We start from the raw sequence: 20,663 nt of genomic DNA, 5'->3' as shown, positions 1-20,663 counted from the left end.
AACGGCTCGACCGGGCGGGGCTGAAGGAAGCCACCGGCGTCCACACAGGATCTTCATGGCCGTCCCCGCAGGAGCGGCCGACCGCGACGGCGAGCCGGGTCAGCCCCGGCGGACCTCCCACGTGGTCCGCACCAGGCCGTCGGCGGTGACGTGGCTGCCGAGCACCCGCAGCTGGACGTCGGCACCGAGACCGCCGAACAGGCGGCGGCCGGCGCCGAGCAGCACGGGCGCGGTGGAGACGGTGATCTCGTCGAGGACGCCGGCGGCCAGGAAGGACTGCACCGTGCGTCCGCCGTCGACGTAGACCTCGCGGGCGCCCACCTCGTCCAGCAGGTCGCAGGCCTGCACGAGACCGGCGACCACCCGGACGCGTCCGTCCTCCGTGGGGGCGGCGTCCGAGGCGCTCAGCACCAGCACCCGCAGCCCGGTGAAGGGCCACTCCTCGAAGCCGGCGACGGTCTCGTAGGTCTCGCGGCCCATCAGCAGGGTGTCGATCTCGGGGAAGAAGGTCTCCCACTCCAGGCCGGGGTGCTCGCCCCGAGTGGCGGCGTGGCCCACGTCCTCGGGCAACGCGGTGAGCCAGTCGAGGTCGCCGTCGGGCCTGGCCAGGTAGCCGTCGAGGCTGGCGCCGACGAAGGCGCGGGCGCGCCAGGCGCGGCGCTGCGGACTGAGCGTGGTCATCGCACTCTTCTACCAGCCGCCGCCGACCGCGTGCCGCCGTCCCGCGGCACGCGTCGGCCGGGCACGACGGTGGTGGGCGCAGAGGGGATCGAACCCCCGACCGCCTCGTTGTAAGGGATCGAGTGTTATGCGCTGTGCCGACCTGCGGTTACGCAGGACTCCTGCGAACACTGTGCTTAAGACTATGCGGTCTGGTTCCCGCTCGTCGCGGCTCCGAGGAGCTGGACGGGTGCGCCGATGGTGGCGTTGTCGCTGAGCTCGCGGATGACGAGCACCACGATGACGATGAGTAGGACGCTGATGATGATCACGGGGATGCGCTCGCGCAGCACCGACGGCTCGGGGAGGTCGTCGCGGTCGTCGTCGGTGCGGTCGACGTCGTCGTGGTGGTCGCTCATGCGGTGGCCTCTCCGTCCTGGTCGTGCCCGTGGTGGTCGCTGATCTCCTCGAGGCGGGCCTGGAGGTAGGCCCGCTCGGCGGGGTGGCTGATGAACCGGAGCCGGTCGCGGAGCGTGGGGACGTCGACCCACAGCTCGTCGGCCGCGGCCTCGAGGTCGCCCTCGGCCCAGGCGAGGGCGTCGGCGATCGCGCGGATGTCGGGGAGCAGCATCTGCGCAGCGAGCTTCCGCACACGCAGCTCCTCGCGCGCGGCCAGCCCCTCGGGGACGGGGCCGCGCTCGACGTGGAGGCACTCGTGGAGGATCGTCGAGCGGCGGCCGGCCTGGTTGAGGCCTCGTCGCAGGCTCACGGTCTGCGACTCGAAGTCGGTGAACCCGAGGTCACCGCCCTCGTGCCAGCGCAGCTTGAAGTGAGCGAGGTCCCGGAACCGACGCCACGGATGGATCATGGCGGGGACCGTAGGGGTCGCCGCCGACAGGTGTGGCGTGGTCGCCTTGACGGGGGCGGTCGTCAAGAGTCGTCCCGGCGCGCTGCCCGGGTCTGGACTCGCTGCATCTTGCGGCGCTTGTCGAGCTCGTCGCCGGCGGGCTGTTTGGCGTCGCCCTCCCCTGCCTTGAGGATGGCGTCGACGACGGACAGCACGACCTTCCGCTGGTCCTGGTCGAGCCGGTCGGCTCGGGTGGGTAGTTCGAAGCGGCCGAGTCGCGGCGCGATGCCGGCGGCTCGGTAGACGTCCGAGAGGGGGACGTCGAGCATGGTGGCGAGCGCGCTCGCGGTCGTGTCGGTGATGCGTGTGTGGCCGTTGCGGATGCGGCGGAACACCTCGTAGGTCGGCGGGCCGGCCTGGTTGAGCGGCACCCCTGTCTCGGCGGCTTCGAGCTCGTCGCGGTTCCGGGCGTCCAGCACTCGCTGGTAGGCCTCTCGCAGGCTGATGCTCTCGCCACGTCCACGTCGGTGTCCCATCTCTCGGAGTCGCCGCTCCATGAGGTCCTGGAGCGTCTCGTTCATGTCGCTCAAGGTGGGCCTTCCGGTGGTGGTTGGGAATCGCCGACGCGTAACCGACAGCGCGCCCGGTACAACTCGCCGTCGGATTTGTGGCGTGCAGGCTGCTTCTGACCTGCGCGGCAATTACTACTCGGCCACTTGTACAACTCACAACTGGTTGCTACTGTCTCGCGTGCCAGTTGTATTCACCGACGAAGGAGCGCACGATGACCCGAATCACCCGATCGCGGCCGGTACGCCGGCTGCGACCACCGACCAACGAGGTGTGGATGTACATCAAGGACCCGGACCGCCTGCGCCGGCGCCGCAAGACCAAGGGCTTCACCCAGACCCAGCTCGCGGTGCACGCCCGGTGCACCCAGCAGTACATCTCCAAGCTCGAGTCGGGCCTGGACCGCGACTGCGGCGAGGACATCGCCATCCGCGTCTCCAAGGCCCTCGACATCGAGCTGGAGGACTACTTCGAGACCCGTGCCGACGTTCGCATGCCGCACGTTGCTACTGCCTCGCGTGGCAGTCGCAACCCGGCCACGGTGCACGCCGGGGTCCGCGTCGTCCGCCCGGCCGGAGCCCGTCGGTGACCGCGTCCGACCCCGGGCAGCGCCGGCAGATCGCCAAGCTCGCCGCTCACGAGCGGTGGGCCCGCGAGACCGACCGGTCCGCTGCCACCCAGGCCGCCCGCGACGGGATGGCCCGCAAGTTCGAGAACCAGGTCGACCCCGACCGGGTGCTCTCCCCCGCCGAGCGCGCCAAGCGCGCCGAGTCCGCGAAGCGCGCGCACTACCAGCGCATCGCCATGAAGTCCGCCGCCGCGCGCCGTGCGCGCACCGCGAGCTGACTCCCCACACCTGCACATGCCGGAGCCCCCGGCGACGCCTGCACAGCACACCGAGGGCTCACGAACGAGAGGAAGTGTCTCAGATGGCACACCCCAACGCCGCCTCCCCGGCGCACTGCAACGCCGCGCTGCTCGCCGTGGCGCACCACCTCAACGAGCGGGACGTCCCGACCCCGATGGGTATCCACTTCGACCGGCACGTCGACCGCATCGAGGTCCACGTCCACCGCGACGAGCTCGACGCCTGGGTCACCAGCGGCCTCGCCGTCGACGAGGTCACCGAGAACATCCTCAGCGACACCGTGCCCGCCCCCTACCGGCAGAAGACGTCGGTGTCCGGGCGGCTCCCCGACAGCGGGGTCCGCGTCTGCGTCGTCACCTACGGCGCGGCCTCGGGTCGTCACCTCCGCGCGGTGGAGGTGACGGCATGAGCCGGAAGCCGCAGCCCGAGCCGCTCATGGTGTTCACCCACCACCCGACCGGCCGCCGCTACGCCGTCATCCACCGCACCCCGGCCGGCATGTGGATCCTCCGCTGCCTCGACCTGGACTGCGACCACAGCGTCGAGGTGTCGCCGCTGCAGCTGGCCGCGTTGTTCTTCGTCGCCGCGCCGCCCGTCGACGTGCCCGCCGAGGCCTTGCCGCCGGCGCGCGGTGTCCAGCCGGTCGTCGAGTTCGACGGCGTCGCGCCGATCCACCCCTCCCACCGCGCCGAGCTGACCGACCCGGTCATCGAGGCCACCGTCCGCGCCTGGGCCAGGGAGGTGCAGCCGTGATCGACCTCGACACCGGCCTCCACATCGTGGCCGTCGACGCCGCCGACCCCGACCAGGGGCCCATGTCCTGCGGGGCGTGCGGCGACGACACGAACCTCGCCTGCGACCACGGCACCGCGCAGTGCGGCGCCTGCGACCGCGGCGACGCGTGCGACCACTGCCGCGTCGAGGCCCGCGAGACCTCGGCCGCGACCCGCTACCCGGTCGCCGCGGCGCCCTGGGCCGGTCTGGCCTACCCCGACCCGCGGCCGGCGCCCACCTGGGCCCGGTCGGACGTCCACACCGGAGGTGACGCGGCATGACCGCCCCCCTGCACTCCCGAGACATCAAGGGCAAGGGCCGGTACTACGGCGCCTGCTCCGAGACCTGCCCGCTGGGTGAGGAGCTGCTGATCTCCGTCACCAACGCGCAGGGCGTCATCGCGAAGCCCCAGCTGGTGCCGGCGGCCGCGAAGGCCACCGCCGAGAAGGCGTGGGCCGAGCTGCCCCGCATGGTCGCCACCTCGAGGCAGCCCGCCGCCGGCCCGTGCGCGAAGGCCCGCGTCGCGGACCGGTGCGGCCACTGCCGGTTCTGCCTGACTGCGGAGATCAAGGCCGAGCACCGCAACCAGTGGGAGCGCGCCGCCGACTTCGGCACCGCCGTCCACGACCACGCCCACGCGCACGTCCTGGGCGAGCCCAGGCCCTACGTGCCCGAGGTCCAGCCGTTCGTGAACCAGCACCTGCGGTTCCTCGACGAGTTCGGCGTCAACATCGACCGCGACGTCGAGGCCGCGGAGACCACCGTGTTCTCCCGGAAGCACCGGTACGCCGGCACAGGCGACCTGTGGGTGTGGCTCCGCATCGACCCGGCCACCGGCCGCCCGTCGCCGCGGAAGCGGTTCCTGTGGCTCGTCGACATCAAGACCAGCCTCAAGAAGCCCGTCGGGACCGTGTACGTCGACCAGGTCCTCCAGCTCGCCGGCTTGAAGTACGCCGAGGCCGCAATCCTCCCCGACGACTCCGAGGTCGAGCTGCCGCGCTTCGACGGCGCGGCGCTGCTGAACCTCCGCGCCGACGACTACCGGCTCATCCCCCTGCCCGCCGACCGGGCCGCGCACCGCGCGTTCGTGAACGCCGTCGGGCTGCAGACCTTCCTCCACACCCAGGACACCAAGACCTGGACCCCCATCGACGCGCCCGCCGTGGCGCCCGCACGAAAGGCGTCCTGACCATGCCCATCTCTCCCCTCATGCTGCAGCGTCGGCACGCCGAGCTCGGCCGCATCCGGCTGGGCCAGAAGGGCTCCAAGGGGCAGCCCCAGAAGCTCGACCGGTTCCGCTTCACCTCGGTCTCCGAGCGGTACATCCGCGACCTCGCCGAGCTGTACGGCGGCACGGCGACGTCGTGGGACAACGGCGGGGTCGCCTCGTGGGAGGTGTTCACCGACGCCCGGTCCATCCCGGTGATCGCGGTGAAGGGTGGCCTGTCGCAGTGGCTGGAGACCTGGTCCGGCGGCGGCTGCGTGCACCGCTGCGACGGCGAGGTCAACGCGGTCACCGCGGAGCCGTGTGACCCGAACGACCGGGCCCACCAGGCCGCGAAGCCCACGACTCGCCTGTCGGTGATGCTGCCCGAGCTGGAGGCCATCGGCGTGTGGCGGCTGGAGTCGCACGGGTGGAACGCGGCCGCGGAGATCCCGGCCGTCGCCGAACTCGCGCAGTTCGTCGGCGACCTGGTGCCGGCGCACCTGAACCTGCAGGAGCGTCGCGCGATCAAGGACGGGAAGACGTCCCGGTTCGTGGTGCCGGTCCTCGACCTGCAGATCGGTCAGGCGCGGCTGCGTGAGGTGGTGAACGCGAAGGCGGGCACCGAGCTCGCGGCGCCGGAGCCGCAGCAGGAGCGGCCGGCGCTCGCCGCGGCCCCCGCGTCGTCCGATGGCCAGCCGGCCGAGGCAGCCGACGCGGCCGGGCCGAAGGTGCACATCCCGTCGCGGGAGCAGATCGAGGCCGCCGACCTGGACCTGGCGCGCCAGATGGTCGCCTACCTCGAGCAGCACGACCTGGCCGAGCACCCGGCGACCGCGGCCGCGCGGGCCCGGGTGGCGGCGTTGGAGCCGAAGCCGGACGCCGACGGTGTCGTGGACGCCGAGCTGGTCCCGGACGCTGCGCCCTCGCCCTCGACAGGTGCGGGCGCTGGTGCTGGTGACGCGGACGCGATCTGGCAGCAGATCCTCAAGCGCACCGGCGACCTCGGTTGGGACTCCGACCGGCTGGTCGCGGACTTCAAGGACGCCATGGGCGTCATCCCGGACGACGCTGCGGCGGCCGAGCTGGGGCTGTACCTGGAGCGGATCACCACCGGCGAGGCAGGTGCCGCATGAGTGCGGATCGAGAGGTGTACGTCGTGACCGGCCCCGACGGCTTCACGGAGTCATTCGATGCCGAACAGGTCGACACCCTGGTCCGCCTGGGTCTCATCCAGCACGACTACGACGGACACGTCCTCCAGGACGGCGCAGGCAACGGGGTCGGCCACCTGCACCACTTCTATCGGGAGGCCGACCGTGGTCACGAGACTGGTGCGCTCCTGACCCCGTCGGAGCGCACGGCGATCGAGAAGGCCGGAAGCCTGTGGAACGACCTGTGCCAGATCGTCGGAGACGGGCCTTCGCGTGCGGCCGACCTGCGGGAGCTCGTCGCTCACATCCATGCCATACAGCGCGCCGTCATGGCTCAGGCTGGGGCGCGCACCTGCCCGGACCACTTCCGCCTTCTCGGCGAGACGTTAAGCGATCGGCCCGGTCAGGGCGGTGTCCGCTGATGGCCGCCCCGAAGTGGCACGAGGGCCCCATGGTCGCCCTCGACACCGAGACCACCGGCATCGACCCCACCGCCGACCGCATCGTCACCGCCTCCATGGTCTGGCGCGTCCCCGGCTCCCGCCCCCGCGCCACCACCTGGGTCCTCAACGCCGGCATCCCCGTCCCCGACGAGGCCGCCGACGTCCACGGCTGGACCACCGACCGCCTCAACAACGAGGTCGCCCCCGGCCACGCCACCCGCCACACCCAGGACGGCCCCCCGCTCACCACCAGCATCGAGCGGGCCCTCGACGAGATCGCCGGCCACACGACGCTCCCCATGAACCAGGGCGTCCCCCTCGTCGTCCACAACGCCCCCTACGACCTCACCCTCCTCGAGCACGAGCTCGCACGCGCCAGCCTGCAGACCCTCACCGCCCGGCCCGCCGGGATCGCCGGCGTCATCGACCCGATGGTCATCGAGAAGGCCTACGACCCCTACCGGAAGATCTGCCACCGCGCGCCCGGCTGCGACCGCGAGAACAACCACCACGAGTGCGGAGGCTGCCGCGGCGGGAAGTGGAAGTGCGGAGGCTGCGGCGCGCTGAACAAGCAGCTCGCGTCCCTGTGCGCCCACTACGGCGTGGGCCACACCGGCGCCCACGACGCCACTGCCGACGCGCTGGCCGCGATCCGCCTCGCCGGCCGCCTGGCCGAGGCGTGGCCCGACATCGCCCGCCTCAAGCTCTCCACCCTCCACGAGAAGCAGGCCGGGTGGCGCGTCGAGCAGCAGACCAGCCTCGCGCAGTTCTTCCGCAAGGTCGGGAAGACCGCCGAGGCCGACTCCTGCGACACCGGGTGGCCGCTGCAGACCCGCACGGCGGTGGCCGCATGACCACCCAGCCCACCACCGGCCTGCCCGACACCGCGGTCGTCTGCCACCGCCTCAACGGCCACGTCGCCCACGACACCACCGCCGGCCGCTGCCCCGGACGCCCCCACCAGGCCGCCCTCGCGCTCGCCGACGTCCACACGCGCGCCGACGAAGCCCGCGCACTCCTCCACCCCACCCCGGACCCGAAGCAGGACCAGTCCGTGCACGACCACCCCCTCGCCGCCCTCGGCGGACGCCACCGCGCGCCCGTCCGCGTCGACACCGCATCCACCCCCATCACCCACGCGCCCAGCCACTGCGCCGGCCGCAACGGCGAGCACTGCCTCCACGCCCACCCCGACGACCCGCCCGGCCTCGAGCCGCCCGGGTTCTGGGGAGCCACACGGACGGCGGACGCCTGATGGCCGGCCTCGCCACCCTCCTCGTCCTCGCCATCGCCGCCTGGCTCGCCGACGCCACCGCCGACCCCACCCGACCAGCCACCCACCGGAGGAACCCGTGACCCTCGCCGCCGCCATCCCCGCCCAGCTCCGCGGACACCACGGATTCCGCATCACCGGCATCCCCGTCCCCCAGGGCTCCAAGGGAGCCCGCGTCATCAAGGGCCGCGCCCAGCTCTTCGACACCAACGCCACCGTCCTCGACGCCTGGCGCAAGCACGTGCGGGACACCGCCATCGACCAGTGGCGCTACACCGACACCCTCACCGGGCCCGTCCGCGTCTGGCTCTGGTTCGCGTTCCCCCGCTACCAGAGCCACTACCGCACCGGCCGCAACGAGACCCTCCTCAAGGACTCCGCGCCCCGGTACCCCACCAGCCACAAGCTCGGCGACGTCGACAAGCTGCAGCGCGCCGTCTTCGACGCCCTCACCGAAGCGAAGGTCTGGACCGACGACTCCCTCGTCGTCGACGTCCGCGCCCGCAAGTTCTGGGCCGGCGAGCACGAGTACGCCCCGCCCGAGCCCGGCGTCGACGTGATCCTCCAGGCGGTGACCGACTGATGGCCACCACGCTGCCCCGCGTCACCGTCACCCCGTCCGCCGGCATGTGGCTCGTCCAGTGCTCGACCTGCGGGCCCCTCGGCCTGAACCTGGCCCGCCCCTCGGCCGACCTCGCCGCCGTCCGCCACCGCGGCAACCACCAGCGCCCGGACCCCCGCGACCACATCACCGAGACCCCCACCGCCGCGCCCGCACCGGCCACCCCGGTCGAGCCCGCCACCGAGAGGAGCGCCTGATGGCCATCACCACCATCGCCGAGGCCCACGCGGCCCTCGTCATCGTCGACACCCTGACCCGGGAGGCGTCCCACGACGCCGAGACCGTCCGCGGCGCCGTCCGCGCCATCGACGAGGCCGCCAGCACCCAGCTCGGCGCACCCGTGCACCGTGACGTCTACGCCCTCGACGCCGCCATCGTCGCCGCTCAGCAGGGGGCCGGCCGATGACCCTCACCGTCACCGACCTGTTCTGCGGTGGAGGCGGGTCCTCGACCGGCGCGATGCAGATCCCCGGCATCGAGATCCGCATGGCCGCCAACCACTGGCAGCTCGCCGTCGACGTCCACAACCAGAACCACCCCGACGCCGACCACGCCGCCGTCGACCTCCACGAGGAGGACCCCCGCTACTTCCCCCGCACCGACATCCTCTGGGCCTCCCCCGAGTGCACGAAGTGGTCCCAGGCGTCAGGCGGGAAGTACGCCTCCATCTCCGTCGAGGCCGACCTGCTGTCCCTCCTCGACCCCGACCTCGTCGACGAGGACCCCGAGACCGCCGTCGTCCAGCGCTCCCGGCTGCTCATGTTCGACGTCCTCCGGTTCGCCGAGCACCACCGCTACGCCGCGATGGTCATCGAGAACGTCGTCGACATCGCCACCAACCCGAAGTACTGCGAGGCATGGGCCCTGTGGAAGAAGGGCCTTCGGAACCTCGGCTACGAGTACCGCGTCGTGTCGCTCAACAGCATGCACGCCCAGGCGCACGGCGACCCCGCACCCCAGTCCCGAGACCGGCTCTACATCGTCTGCTGGCTCGCCGGGAACACCGCACCCGACATCGACCGCGTCCTGCGGCCCATCGCCTGGTGCACCAGCTGCGAGACCGTCGCCGAAGCCCAGCAGTCGTGGAAGAACGGCCGCACCGTCGGGAAGTACCGCTCCCAGTACGTCTACGTCCACGCCGCCTGCGGCACCGTCGTCGAGCCCGGCTACCTCCCCGCGGCGGCCGCGATCGACTGGACGCTGACCGGCACCCGCATCGGCGACCGGCCCCGGCCCCTGGCCGAGAAGACCCGCCGCCGCATCGCCGCCGGCATCGCCCGCTACTGGTCGCCGTTCCACATGGAGTCCGGCGGCAACCAGTACGACGCCGCCGACCCCAAGCACCCCGCGTTCGGCCGCCCCGACGCCTACTACCGCGCCTGGTCCACCGACGACGTGCTCCGCACCCTCCACACGATGGAGTCCAAGGCGCTCGTCGTGCCGCTCGAGGGCCGCGCCGGCGACCGCGTCGCCTCCACCGACCGGCCGCTGCGCACCCAGACCAGCCGCCACCTCGACGCGCTCGTCCAGGCCCCGTTCATCGCGGAACTTCGCGGCGGTGGGTCCACAGCCCGCCCCGTGACTCATCCCGCAGCCACGTTCACCGCCTCCGGCACGCACCATGGCCTCGTCGTGCCAGCCGGCGGGACGTGGAACGACGACGCCCGCCCGACGAGCGAGCCGCACCGGACCCTGACCACCCGGGAGACTTCCGCCCTCGTGCTGCCGTACTACGGCGCCACGAAGACCGCCCGCCCCGCCACCGAGCCCCTCGGCACCCTCACCACCGTCGACCGGTACGCCCTCATCCAGCGGCATAACAGCAGCAAGGGCGACGGCGCCGAGATGCTCACCCCCGCCACCGAGCCCTACCGGACCCTCACCACCACCGGCCATCAGTCGCTCATCACCCCCGGCGACATCGCCGCCGCCGAGGCCCGGGTCGACGACTGCCTCTTCCGGATGCTCGAGCCCACCGAGGTCGCCGCAGGCATGGCGTTCCCCGCCGACTACCACTGGCACGGCACCCGCCGCGAGCGCGTGAAGCTCGCCGGCAACGCCGTCACGCCCCCGGCCGCCCGCGACCTCATCGCCGCCGTCGCCGCCTCCCTCGGAGCGGAGGTACCGGCGTGACCCCCGACGACCACCGCCATGGGACCCCGGCAGGCGGCCGCGCGCACCGCAAGGCCGGACAGGACCTGTGCACGCCCTGCCACGACGCCGAAGCCCGCTACCAGCGCGGCCTCGACTACGACCACCACAACGGCCGCCGCCGCCGCAGCGAACCCGCCACCGGCACCCGCCTCCGCCTCCGCGCACTCGTCGCCCTCGGCCACAGCGTCCCCCGCATCGGCGAGGCCCTCGGCATCAGCCAGACCGCCGCCAACCAGCTGCTCAACCGCCCGAAGAACTTCGTGTGGACCAGCACCGCCGACCGAGTCCGGGAGCTCTACCGGGACTGGTCCATGACGCTGCCGCCCAGCGACACCCAGCGCGACCGGTACGTCGCGGCCAGGGCCCGCGGGTACGCCACCCGCCGCGGATGGCTCCCGCCGCTCGCCCTCGACGACGCCCGCATCGACGACCCCACCTACCGGCCCCGCCGCCACGTCCCCCGCACCGAACGCCGAGCACTCGACCTCGACCTCGACGAGGTCTACGTCGACCGCCTCTTCGCCGACCCCCGAGCACGCACCCGCGCCCTCACCAACCGCGAAGCCCAAGCCCTCTACGACCGGCTCACCGCCCACGGCCACACCGGCCACGACATCGAGACCACCTGGGGCCTCAACGCCGCCCGCTACGCCACCCCGAGCACCACACCCACCTCACCCACAGGAGACACCGCAGCATGACCGACACCACCGCCAAGATCCGCGCCAAGGGTCTCGACGCCACCGGCATCACCGAGACCGTCGCCGCCCAGATGTACGGCCGCAAAGGCGCCCGCTACATGGCCATCGTCGAGCTCCAGGTCGACGAGCTCCACGAGAAGGCCGACGGCACCCGCAAGGTCGACCTGATCCTCACCCAGGTCGAGCCAGCCGTCGACGCCCACCTCACCGAGCACCTCCGCGAGCTCACCCGCACCTGCTACTTCAACCGCAAGGTCGACACCGACGGCCCCTCCCTCCCCGTCGACGGCGACGACGCCGACGAGCCCACCGTCGACGCCGTCATCGCCGCCGGCGCGAAGCACAAGCCCCACGGCTACCTCGCCTCCGGCCTCGCCGTCGACGACGACGCGATCTGCGACGTCTGCGGCCTCGCCCCCGCCGCCGGCGTCCACTCCGCCCAGCAGCTCCTCGACGACGAGGACGACGACGGGCAGGACGAGCTCCCCGAGCCCGAGGACCACCTCGAGGACACCGCCGACCCCACCGACCGGCTCGCCGACGACGACCCGGACCCGGACGACGACGAGGACGACGAGGACGACGACGAGCCCGTCCCGGCCGCCAACGTCCACCACCTCAACCCCTTCGCCCCCAGCGGCACCGCCTGACACCAGGCCCACCAACCAGCGCCCGGGGAGTCAACGAGGCACACGCACTCACCACCTCGAAGGCGGCCAGCACGCGGAGAACCAGCCGTTTCCTTTCCGGCCGGCGGCCCGCCTGCTCCCCGGGCGCACCCCAGCACCACCCCGCAACACCCAGAGCAACACCCGGCGACCACCAGCCGCACGGGACACCACCGCACCACCCAAGGGACACCAGTGACCAACGAGGGACCACGGCCCACCCGCCTCCGCCCCGTCACCACCGACGGGCCACCACCCGACCCATGGGCCGACACCTGGGACGACCACCCCACCACCAACAGCCCCGGCGACCGCGACGCCGAACGCGCCCTCCTCGACGCACTCATCACCGACCCCACCGGCACCCTCCCCCACATCACCCACCTCACCGCCGACCACTTCTACTGGCCCACCCACACCACCATCTGGGACGCCTGGCACCACCTCGCCGAAACCCACGCCGCCCACCCCGACGGCATCGCCATCGCCGCCCACCTCGCCGCCACCCGACAGCTCGACGCCGCACGCGCACTCCCCGAACTCACCGGCACCAGCCACCCCGGCATGGCACCCATCTACGCCACCCGCGTCCGCGAAACCGCCCGAGCCCGCGTCCTCACCAACCTCGGCGCCACCTTCAACGACCTCGGCCGCCGCGGCGGCGACCTCCAAACCGCCTTCGAGACCGGCCTCGACACCCTCGAGCAAGCACTCCGCGCCGGCTGGGGCCACGACCCCACCACCGCCAACAACACCGGCCTCAAGGACCTCTCCTGGGTCGGCACCGGCACCCCACCAGCCATCGCCCCACCAACCTGGTGCCAACGCGCCGACGGCACCGCCCTCTTCTACGCCGGCAAAGTCAACGGCGTCTTCGGAGACCCAGAAGCCGCCAAGACCTGGCTCGCCCAGATCGCCGTCGTCGAAGCCCTCCACGCCGGCCACACCGCAGCCATGATCGACGTCGACCACAACGGCCCCGACCACACAGCCGCCCGACTCCTCCTCCTCGGCGCCACCATCGACCAGATCGCCGACCCCAACCGGTTCCGCTACTACGAACCCGAAGACGGCGACGAACTCCGCGCCGCCGTCGACGACGTCTGCCGCGTCTCCCCCGCCGTCGTCCTCATCGACAGCCTCGGCGAGATCTTCCCCATGCTCGGCGTCAAGACCAACGACGGCGACGAGATCACCTCCGCCATGCGCCTCGTCTGCACCCGACCAGCCCTCACCGGCTCCTGCGTCATCACCATCGACCACCTCCCCAAGTCCCCCGAAGTCCGCGCCTCCGGGTTCGCCATCGGCTCCATCGCCAAGAAGCGCATGATCCGCGGCTCCTACATCCGCGCCGAAGCGAAAACCCAGCCAGCCCCCGGAGCAGTCGGCCGCGTCACCCTCCGCATCGAGAAGGACACCGCCGGCGAGCTCCGCAAGTCCTCCGGCGGCGGCTACGCCGGCACCTTCACCCTCAACTCCACCCAGCCCCACACCACCACCTGGGTCATCGGACGCGAAGAGACCCCCCGCAACGACGACGGGACCGTCCGACCCACCAACATCATGGAGCGCATCAGCAGGTTCATCGAGGACCACGACGGCTGCACCATCGCCGACATCAAGCACAACGTCTCCGGCAAGTCCGAGACCATCACCAACGCCATCGCCAGCCTCGTCGCCGACGGCCACGTCGCCCGCATCAAGGGCGCCCGCAACCGCACCCACCACCAGGTGATCGCCCCCTACCGGGCCCGCGAAGACGACCGCGCGAACCCCGAGCCCACCGACGGCCAGGACCACGCCGACGACGTCACCACCCGGGCAGCCGCCGACGCCGACACCCCCGGCCCGTCCACCGGCCCGTCGTCCAGCACGTCGTCCAACTCGGTGCCCGCCGACACCTCCCGACGACCCGCCTGGGAGGACCAGTGACCAGCCACCCCAACACCACCCCGAGCCGTTCCCGAGCCGTTCCCCAAGCCGTTCCCGAACCGTTCCCCGGGCATGCCGAGTCGAGCCGTTCCCCGTCCCCCCTCCTCTACGAGGGGAACGGCTCGAGGAGCCCCCACATCGAGCCATTCCCAAAACCAGGGAACGGCTCAACATCCACCCCCACCTACACACCCACCAGCACCACCACCATCCACCCCACCCAGCAACCCACCGGAGGCCAACCGATGAACCAGCCGGACCCCACGTCCTGCACCAGCTGCGGACGACCCCACCTCCGCTGCAGCGCCCACAAGCGCAACGGCGACCCATGCACCCAGCCGGCCATGGACGGGCAGCGCGTCTGCCGCCTTCACGGCGGCCGCGCGCCCCAGGCCCTCGCCGCCGCGACCCGCCGGCGCGACGAGCGCCAGGCGCTCCTCGCCGCCGAGACGTTCGGGCTGCCCCGCGAGGTCGACCCGCACACCGCGCTGCTGGAGGAGCTGCACCGCACCGCCGGCGCCGTCGCGTGGCTCTCCGCTCTCGTCGCGGACCTCGAGCACGACGAGATCGCCTGGGGCGTCGTTCGGGAGAAGACCGGCGGGGAGGACCACGGCACGACGAAGGAGGCGCGGCCGTCGGTGTTCGTGGAGCTGTGGGGTCGTGAGCGTGACCGGCTGGCGCGGGTCGCGAAGGTGTGTGTGGACGTCGGGATCGAGGAGCGGCGGGTGCGGCTCGCGGAGGAGTCGGGTCGGCAGATCGCGGCGGTGTTGCGGGCGGTGTTGGAGCGGCTGTCGTTGTCGCCGTCGCAGCAGTCGTTGGCGTTGCAGGTGGTGCCGGAGGAGCTGCGTCGTCTGGCGGAGCTCGAGGCCGGCCCTGCTGGTGCGGGGGTGGCGTCGTGATCGGCGGTCCGGTGGCTCGGCCGTGGCGGATGACCTGTGGCATGTGCGGTTTCTCCGAGGTGGTGCACCGGGCCGAGGACGCGGGGCGCTGGGACCTGGACCACCGGGCTGTGTGCCCGCGGGGTGCGACTCCGCCGGCATCCGGTCAGTCGTCCACGAACGAGGTGGACCGATGACCAGGCAGTCCGAGCGCACCCCCGAGTCCTGCGACTGCCTGTGCCACAGCCCGAAGGTGGTGGTGACGGGCATCTACTCGCCCTGCTGTGCGAGCCCCGGGGCAGATCGGTCAAGGCGAGTCGTCACCCTCAACCTCCCCAGGCTGGTCGGAAGTCGCAGCCGGATCTGGGTCGCGCTTGAGGCCGCGACCAGCGATCCCGACCTCTCTGACGCGCACCTGATCGTTAACGGCCGGGAACTTGCATCCATCTCGGACTCCGCCATGGACGAACTCGGAGCAGTCATCGCGTCAGCCTGCTCGGCGGAGATGGTCGACCTCACGGACGACGTCGTCAATGCAGTCCGTCCCGACTCCGACGAGGGGGCCGGCCGATGAGCGCGTGCCCGAAGTGCGGTCACGTGCACGTCGCCGCCGATGCCATCGCGCTGTCCAAGTTCGCGGGGATCAGCGACTACCGCACCGCCGACGGAGTGATCCACCAGACCCGCGCCGACGCCCAAGAGTGGCTCTGCGAGCAGCGACAGGCCCGTCAGAACTCCCGCCCCACCACCACCGAGCCCGAGGAGGGCACCCCGTGAAGGTCTACCTGGCCGGCCCCTACGCCGCCCGCTCCACCCTGCACACCTACGCCGCCGAGCTCGAGCCGATCGGCATCGAGGTCACGTCCTCCTGGCTCAAGGAGACCCACGAGATCACACCCGGCACCGAGAAGGCCGCGACCGACCTCACCGACGACGAGGTCTCGGCGCACGCCCGCATGGACATCGCCGACGTGAGGACGGCCGACCTGCTCGTGCTGTTCACCGCGGCGTCCGTGGGCTGCGAGGGCGGTGGCGGCCGGCACATCGAGACCGGCATGGCCATCGCCCTCAGCAAGCCCGTGCTGGTCGTCGGCGAGCCCGAGAATGTGTTTCACCGCATGGGGTCGCCGGTCTTCGTCTTCCCGGACTGGCACGCGACCCTGATCGACCTCGCGCGTCGGCACGCGGCTCCTCGCCAGCACACGTTCGCCGGGCGGTCCGCATGAGCGACACCGAGACCCCCGACCCGCTGGTGACGACCACCCTGCGCCGGCTCGTCGCGATGGACGTGCGCCTCATCCTCGCCGAGCTGGAACTGGACATCCCCGGCCTGCACGTCGCCATCGGCGCGAAGGTCGCCCAGACCCTCCGCGCCGCCGGGTGGGTGCAGCGAGACGAGCGGTCCTACCTGGGCCGGCACGTGCTCGAGCGGACCGGGATGCGCACCCGCATGGACGACCCCACCGAGCGAGAGGAGCAGGACCGTGGCTGACCTGGACATCGACGCGCTGCGGGAGGTGGCGCGAGGGGCGACAGATGGGCCGTGGGGCTACGACGCCTGGGGCAACGAGTCTTCCAGCGTGTACGTGAGCGGCATCCTCCGCCCGCCTACGGGCGTCGCCGTGGCGCACGGATCGTCCGTCGAGCCGACCGACGGCGAGCCCGACTGGGCGTGGGTGGAGAGGCGCTTCAAGCAGTCTCGCCGCGATGCCGAGCACATCGCCACCTTCGACCCGCCGACCGTGCTGGCCCTGCTCGACGAGCTGGAGCGGCTGCGGGCGACGGTGGCGCGGGTGGAGGCGCTGGCCGAGGCCGGCGTCCACTTCGACATGACCCCGACCATGCCCGGCCACGGCGTCGCCTACGCGGCCTGGCAGGGATACCTCCAGCGGCTCGATGACGCCTGGACCGACCGCCTGCGCGCCGCGCCAGGAGCACCGATGAACGCCCGCCTCGCCGACCTGGTCGCGACCCTCATGGGCCTCGCCGGCGCCGCGCTCATCACCTGGCGCTGGCGCACCACCCACCCCGCCACCACCAGCACCCCCGCCACCCAGCGGCCAGCACCACCCCCACGACCCGAACCACTGCCCAACCCCGTCGTCCCCAGCCACTAGCCAGCACCACCCCCGCACCACCCGACGCGACACCGGAGGACCAGTGCCCACCAGCACCAGCACCACCCCCAGCTGCCACTACGACCCCGCCCTCAACACCCGCGTCACCAACCACCACACCCCCCACTGCCCCACCCACACCGGCGGCCCCTGCCCCGCCCGCCACCACGGCTGCACCCCCTGCCCCCACCCCCACTGCACCAACTGCGGCCACCGCCACCTCACCCAACGCGACGTCGACACCACCACCGGCCACCACCGCACCTGCCCCACCTGCATCAACACCACCCGCGACGACCTCCACGACATCCGCTGGAACTGCCGCCACCTCCGCTGGCACGCCACCCGCGGCGGCCACAACGGCCACCTCCTCGCCGCATCCCCCATCCCCGGCGGAGACGCCATGGTCCTCATCGGACCCCACGGCGGCGACGGCGACCAGCTCATCTGGAACCCCCACCTCGACGACGACCACCACGCCCGCGACGTCGTCCCCCCACTCCTCCCCCTCGCCATCTGGGACACCCGCATCCGCGCCCTCCACGGCCACACCCCCGCCACCCGACCCACCCTCACCACCATCACCGGCTACATGGCCGCCCACCTCACCGCCCTCGCCCAGAACCCCCGCTTCGACTGGCCAGGGTTCGCCGCCGACATCGCCGCACTGCGCCGCATGCTCGAGCAGGTCCTCCACGACGAGACCGAACCCGAGCAGGGCGTCCCCTGCTTCGACTGCGGCTCCCACCTCGTCCGCCGGTTCGGGAAGGCCGCCCCGTGCCGCCACGACACCCCCGGCCGCCGCCACATCGCCGCCGTCCACGCCCAGGCCGCCGCCGCCCGCGACCGGCTCGCCGTGTACGCCACCTACCCCGAGCTCGGGCCGGCCACCTACGCCGACGAGAAGGCCGCCCGCCGCCGCCCCACCGCCGCGGAGGAGTCCGCCGCCCGCCGACCCTGCGCCGCGTGCGTCGAGGCCGGGCAGGGCGGGATCGCCGACCCGACCGTGGGGCAGTCGTGGGAGTGCCTGGGGTGCCGGAAGCAGTACACGGCCGGCGAGTACGCCACCGCGGTCCGCACCCACCTGCTGACGCGGGGGCAGGACGGTGACGGGTGGACGTTCCCCACGATGGCCGCGGACGCCGCGTCCACGCAGACCGGGATGGTGGTGCCGGCGGCGACGGTGCGGAAGTGGGCGGACCGTGGCCGGGTCGCGTCGTGCTGCCGGCTGGTGATCCTCGAGCGGGGCGAGGGCGAGGTGGTGCTGGTGCAGCCGTCGCCGCAGCGGCTCGTGTACTGGCCGGACGTCGCGGAGGCTGCGGCGGAGGCGGTGGCGCGGCAGCACGAGCTGGCGCGGGAGCGGGACCGGCGTGCCCGTGAGGCGTCCAGGTTCTACGCGCTGCTGGACGGCGGGATGCGGGTGGTGGATGCGGCGGAGCGGATGGCGTTGCACCCGAATCGGGTGCGGTCGCTGGTCGCAGCGTGGGAGGCTGCACGCCGTCATGACGAAGCGAACGACGCGACGAGCACGGCGTGAAAGCTGGAGCGACGAGCACACCATCGCGGTAGGGCTCCTCGGGGTCTGCATCGCCTGCATCATCCTGATCGGCACCGTCGTCGGTCTGGACCGCGGCACCACGGCCGACTGGGTCATCGCCCTCGCCACCGTGGCTGCAGTCCTGGCCGCCGTGTGGGCCGGACGGTCGGCTGCACGGACCCTGCAGCTTGAGGTCGAGCGTGACCGCCGCGCGCAGGCCAGCACCATCGCCGCGTGGTTCACGGAAGGTGCACTGCCACCACCGGGAGCCCCCGCGGTGCTCGTCAGCATCATGAACGGGTCCGGCAGCCCCGGCTTCAACCTCGAACTGACCGTGAACCTGATACGGCGGGGCCAGGTGATCCACTTCGGCACCTACACAGAGCGCGTCATCCCTCCTGCCGACCGCAGGGAAGGCCGTGAGCGCGTCATCGAGGTGCTTCGACCTGGCGTGCGTCCAGGGTTCCGAGGAGCCGAATCACTGCTCCAGTCGATGGCCATCGACGATGTACTCACAAACCGGTTCTGGATGCTGAACGGAACCCCCACCCTCGAACTCACGATGCGGTTCACGGATGGGCAATCGCAGCGTTGGGAACGGGGCCCCGACGGCACTCTCACCCTCCTAGAGCACGCGCCAACCACTTGACTCGCGAGGCAGTAGTAGTGTCTCATTCGCTCAAGAACCCCCTACCCAAAACCCGGGCGTAGGGGGTTCAGCCCGTCCGGACGGCGGTGAGACATGGGCAGCCTCAACGTCTGGGAACAAGCCGCACAAGCCTTCGAGCTCGGCGCCCCCGACCCCATCCGCGAAGCCGCCGACGCCGACTCCTGGTCCACCCCCGGCACCCTCGCCCGCCGCCTCGACCCCCGCACCCGACAGACCCCCGCCCTCGACGTCATCGACCGCGAGCTGCAGAACCTCGTCGCCACCCCCGACGGCCGGCTGATCATCACCATGCCCCCGCAGGAAGGGAAGTCCACCCGCGTCGCGAAGGACTTCCCCACCTGGGTCCTCAAGCAGCGACCCTGGACCCGCATCGTCGGCGCCTCCTACGGCCAGGGCCTCGCGAACCGCAACGGCCGCGCGATCCGCAACACCATCGCTTCCAACCCCGACCTCGGGGTGCGGATCGCCGCCGACAACGGGTCCGCCTCCGAGTGGCAGCTCGCCGGCCAGGACGGCGGCCTCGTGTCCGTCGGCATCGGCGCCGGCCTCACCGGCCGTCCCGCTGACCTGATGATCATCGACGACCCCATCAAGGACCGGAAGGAAGCCGACTCCCAGGTCTACCGCGACAGCGTGTGGGACTGGTGGACCGACGTCGCCTCCACCCGCCTCGCCCCCGGCGCGCAGGTCGTGCTGATCCTCACCCGCTGGCACGAGGACGATCTCGCCGGCCGCCTCCTCAAGGGCCCCGACGGGCACCTGTGGCGGGTCGTGAACATCCCCGCGCAGGCCGACCACGACCCCGCGAAGGGCGAGACCGACGTGCTCGACCGGGAGGTCGGCGAGTTCCTCGACTCCGCCCGCGGCCGCACCGTCGAGCAGTGGGCCGCGATCAAGGTCCGCGTCGGGTCCCGCACCTGGGCGTCCCTCTACCAAGGCCGCCCCTCGGCGACCGAGGGCACGATCTTCAAGCGCGAGCACTGGCGGTTCTACGACCAGCCGCTCTGGATCGAACGCCCCGACGGCACCCGCATCGTCACCGCCGCAGACCAGCTCCTGATCTCGTGGGACATGAGCTTCAAGGACACCGTCGGCGCCGACTACGTGTCCGGTCAGGTCTGGATGCGCCGCGGCGCGAGCGCCTACCTCCTCGACCGGGTCCACGGCCGCATGGACTTCCCCGCGACCCTCATCGCGTTCCGCGCGCTCTCCGCGCGGTGGCCGCAGGCACTGCTGAAGCTGGTCGAGGACAAGGCCAACGGCCCGGCTGTCATCGCGATGGCTTCCCGGACGATCCCCGGCATCGTCGCGGTCGAGCCCGACGGCGGGAAGGTCGCCCGCGCCACCGCAGTGTCCCCTGTCGTGGAAGCCCGCAACGTGTGGCTGCCCGCCCCGGAGATAGCGCCGTGGACCACCGAGGTCGTCGACGAAGCCGCCGCGTTCCCCACCGGCAGTCACGACGACGACGTCGACGCCATGACCCAGGCGCTGAACCGGATGCTCATCCAGCCCCTCCTCGACGGCGACACCTTCGACGAGAACGACCTCGACGACGAGCTCGCCGGGTTCCGCATCACCGCCTACTGACCAC

At 72.1% G+C, this 20,663-nt stretch carries 30 protein-coding genes; 26 read left to right on the top strand and 4 right to left on the bottom strand.

Annotated features, from left to right (window positions below; all coding sequences use genetic code 11):
• Window positions 1-99: 99 nt before the first annotated feature.
• The 4 genes from M8316_RS13210 to M8316_RS13195 form a co-directional block, all read right to left on the bottom strand.
• Window positions 100-681 (bottom strand): dihydrofolate reductase family protein, encoded by a 582-nt coding sequence (locus M8316_RS13210; RefSeq protein ID WP_250055252.1) that lies wholly within the window; start codon window positions 679-681, stop codon window positions 100-102.
• Window positions 682-863: 182 nt separating this feature from the next.
• Complete coding sequence (locus M8316_RS13205) at window positions 864-1,079, bottom strand: hypothetical protein (protein WP_250055251.1); 216 nt, start codon at window positions 1,077-1,079, stop codon at window positions 864-866.
• A complete protein-coding gene (locus M8316_RS13200; RefSeq protein WP_250055250.1) occupies window positions 1,076-1,528 on the bottom strand; it encodes a hypothetical protein in 453 nt (150 codons plus the stop codon). Before M8316_RS13200 ends, M8316_RS13205 begins: the two co-directional genes overlap by 4 nt.
• A gap of 62 nt (window positions 1,529-1,590) precedes the next feature.
• A complete protein-coding gene (locus M8316_RS13195; RefSeq protein ID WP_250055249.1) occupies window positions 1,591-2,088 on the bottom strand; it encodes a hypothetical protein in 498 nt (165 codons plus the stop codon).
• 203 nt (window positions 2,089-2,291) lie between these two features.
• Here M8316_RS13195 and M8316_RS13190 point away from each other — a divergent pair, with 203 nt between their 5' ends.
• The 26 genes from M8316_RS13190 to terL all read left to right on the top strand — a co-directional run bounded on the left by M8316_RS13190 (window position 2,292) and on the right by terL (window position 20,659).
• Window positions 2,292-2,666: a helix-turn-helix transcriptional regulator gene (locus M8316_RS13190; protein WP_250055248.1), complete on the top strand. Its 375-nt coding sequence runs from the start codon at window positions 2,292-2,294 to the stop codon at window positions 2,664-2,666.
• Window positions 2,663-2,923 (top strand): hypothetical protein, encoded by a 261-nt coding sequence (locus M8316_RS13185; protein WP_250055247.1) that lies wholly within the window; start codon window positions 2,663-2,665, stop codon window positions 2,921-2,923. The genes M8316_RS13190 and M8316_RS13185 overlap by 4 nt, the downstream gene beginning before the upstream one ends.
• Window positions 2,924-3,006: 83 nt before the next feature.
• Entirely contained in the window at window positions 3,007-3,354 is a 348-nt protein-coding gene (locus M8316_RS13180; RefSeq protein ID WP_250055246.1) for a hypothetical protein, read from the top strand.
• The gene (locus M8316_RS13175) at window positions 3,351-3,698 is read left to right on the top strand and encodes a hypothetical protein (RefSeq protein ID WP_250055245.1); all 348 of its coding nucleotides are present in this window, start codon (window positions 3,351-3,353) and stop codon (window positions 3,696-3,698) included. The genes M8316_RS13180 and M8316_RS13175 overlap by 4 nt, the downstream gene beginning before the upstream one ends.
• On the top strand, window positions 3,695-4,000 hold the full coding sequence (locus M8316_RS13170; RefSeq protein ID WP_250055243.1) for a hypothetical protein: 306 nt from the start codon (window positions 3,695-3,697) through the stop codon (window positions 3,998-4,000). The genes M8316_RS13175 and M8316_RS13170 overlap by 4 nt, the downstream gene beginning before the upstream one ends.
• Entirely contained in the window at window positions 3,997-4,908 is a 912-nt protein-coding gene (locus M8316_RS13165; protein ID WP_250055241.1) for a hypothetical protein, read from the top strand. The genes M8316_RS13170 and M8316_RS13165 overlap by 4 nt, the downstream gene beginning before the upstream one ends.
• A 2-nt stretch (window positions 4,909-4,910) precedes the next feature.
• Window positions 4,911-6,059: a recombination directionality factor gene (locus M8316_RS13160; RefSeq protein ID WP_250055240.1), complete on the top strand. Its 1,149-nt coding sequence runs from the start codon at window positions 4,911-4,913 to the stop codon at window positions 6,057-6,059.
• Between the two features lie 23 nt (window positions 6,060-6,082).
• Entirely contained in the window at window positions 6,083-6,499 is a 417-nt protein-coding gene (locus tag M8316_RS13155) for a hypothetical protein (protein ID WP_250055239.1), read from the top strand.
• Window positions 6,499-7,374 (top strand): 3'-5' exonuclease family protein, encoded by an 876-nt coding sequence (locus M8316_RS13150; RefSeq protein WP_250055238.1) that lies wholly within the window; start codon window positions 6,499-6,501, stop codon window positions 7,372-7,374. Before M8316_RS13155 ends, M8316_RS13150 begins: the two co-directional genes overlap by 1 nt.
• Complete coding sequence (locus M8316_RS13145; protein WP_250055237.1) at window positions 7,371-7,775, top strand: hypothetical protein; 405 nt, start codon at window positions 7,371-7,373, stop codon at window positions 7,773-7,775. The genes M8316_RS13150 and M8316_RS13145 overlap by 4 nt, the downstream gene beginning before the upstream one ends.
• Before the next feature lie 97 nt (window positions 7,776-7,872).
• On the top strand, window positions 7,873-8,376 hold the full coding sequence (locus M8316_RS13140) for a RusA family crossover junction endodeoxyribonuclease (protein ID WP_250055236.1): 504 nt from the start codon (window positions 7,873-7,875) through the stop codon (window positions 8,374-8,376).
• Window positions 8,376-8,612 carry a hypothetical protein gene (locus M8316_RS13135; protein ID WP_250055235.1) on the top strand — a complete coding sequence of 79 codons (237 nt, stop codon included), beginning with the start codon at window positions 8,376-8,378 and terminating at the stop codon, window positions 8,610-8,612. The genes M8316_RS13140 and M8316_RS13135 overlap by 1 nt, the downstream gene beginning before the upstream one ends.
• Window positions 8,612-8,821, top strand: coding sequence for a hypothetical protein (locus M8316_RS13130; protein WP_250055234.1), 210 nt, complete (start codon window positions 8,612-8,614; stop codon window positions 8,819-8,821). The genes M8316_RS13135 and M8316_RS13130 overlap by 1 nt, the downstream gene beginning before the upstream one ends.
• Window positions 8,818-10,548, top strand: coding sequence for a DNA cytosine methyltransferase (locus M8316_RS13125; RefSeq protein WP_250055233.1), 1,731 nt, complete (start codon window positions 8,818-8,820; stop codon window positions 10,546-10,548). Before M8316_RS13130 ends, M8316_RS13125 begins: the two co-directional genes overlap by 4 nt.
• Window positions 10,545-11,270 carry a hypothetical protein gene (locus M8316_RS13120; protein ID WP_250055232.1) on the top strand — a complete coding sequence of 242 codons (726 nt, stop codon included), beginning with the start codon at window positions 10,545-10,547 and terminating at the stop codon, window positions 11,268-11,270. Before M8316_RS13125 ends, M8316_RS13120 begins: the two co-directional genes overlap by 4 nt.
• Window positions 11,267-11,920: a hypothetical protein gene (locus tag M8316_RS13115; protein ID WP_250055230.1), complete on the top strand. Its 654-nt coding sequence runs from the start codon at window positions 11,267-11,269 to the stop codon at window positions 11,918-11,920. The genes M8316_RS13120 and M8316_RS13115 overlap by 4 nt, the downstream gene beginning before the upstream one ends.
• 213 nt (window positions 11,921-12,133) lie before the next feature.
• Entirely contained in the window at window positions 12,134-13,870 is a 1,737-nt protein-coding gene (locus M8316_RS13110; protein WP_250055228.1) for a DnaB-like helicase N-terminal domain-containing protein, read from the top strand.
• A 245-nt stretch (window positions 13,871-14,115) separates the two neighbouring features.
• Complete coding sequence (locus M8316_RS13105) at window positions 14,116-14,769, top strand: HGGxSTG domain-containing protein (RefSeq protein WP_272495202.1); 654 nt, start codon at window positions 14,116-14,118, stop codon at window positions 14,767-14,769.
• 172 nt (window positions 14,770-14,941) lie between these two features.
• Window positions 14,942-15,322, top strand: a complete 381-nt coding sequence (locus M8316_RS13100; protein WP_250055224.1) for a hypothetical protein — start codon at window positions 14,942-14,944, stop codon at window positions 15,320-15,322.
• The gene (locus M8316_RS13095) at window positions 15,319-15,525 is read left to right on the top strand and encodes a hypothetical protein (RefSeq protein ID WP_250055222.1); all 207 of its coding nucleotides are present in this window, start codon (window positions 15,319-15,321) and stop codon (window positions 15,523-15,525) included. The genes M8316_RS13100 and M8316_RS13095 overlap by 4 nt, the downstream gene beginning before the upstream one ends.
• Entirely contained in the window at window positions 15,522-15,974 is a 453-nt protein-coding gene (locus M8316_RS13090) for a hypothetical protein (RefSeq protein WP_250055220.1), read from the top strand. Before M8316_RS13095 ends, M8316_RS13090 begins: the two co-directional genes overlap by 4 nt.
• Complete coding sequence (locus M8316_RS13085; protein ID WP_250055218.1) at window positions 15,971-16,240, top strand: hypothetical protein; 270 nt, start codon at window positions 15,971-15,973, stop codon at window positions 16,238-16,240. Before M8316_RS13090 ends, M8316_RS13085 begins: the two co-directional genes overlap by 4 nt.
• Window positions 16,233-16,865 (top strand): ead/Ea22-like family protein, encoded by a 633-nt coding sequence (locus tag M8316_RS13080; RefSeq protein WP_250055216.1) that lies wholly within the window; start codon window positions 16,233-16,235, stop codon window positions 16,863-16,865. The genes M8316_RS13085 and M8316_RS13080 overlap by 8 nt, the downstream gene beginning before the upstream one ends.
• A 43-nt stretch (window positions 16,866-16,908) precedes the next feature.
• Entirely contained in the window at window positions 16,909-18,402 is a 1,494-nt protein-coding gene (locus tag M8316_RS13075) for a hypothetical protein (protein WP_250055214.1), read from the top strand.
• Window positions 18,368-19,051, top strand: coding sequence for a hypothetical protein (locus M8316_RS13070; RefSeq protein WP_250055212.1), 684 nt, complete (start codon window positions 18,368-18,370; stop codon window positions 19,049-19,051). The genes M8316_RS13075 and M8316_RS13070 overlap by 35 nt, the downstream gene beginning before the upstream one ends.
• A 93-nt stretch (window positions 19,052-19,144) precedes the next feature.
• The gene (gene terL, locus M8316_RS13065) at window positions 19,145-20,659 is read left to right on the top strand and encodes a phage terminase large subunit (RefSeq protein ID WP_250055210.1); all 1,515 of its coding nucleotides are present in this window, start codon (window positions 19,145-19,147) and stop codon (window positions 20,657-20,659) included.
• Window positions 20,660-20,663 lie beyond the last annotated feature (4 nt).

This window comes from Nocardioides bruguierae, from assembly GCF_023554635.1.
Classification (GTDB): Bacteria; Actinomycetota; Actinomycetes; order Propionibacteriales; family Nocardioidaceae; genus Nocardioides; species Nocardioides bruguierae.
This window is presented reverse-complemented; position numbering and strand designations above follow the sequence as displayed.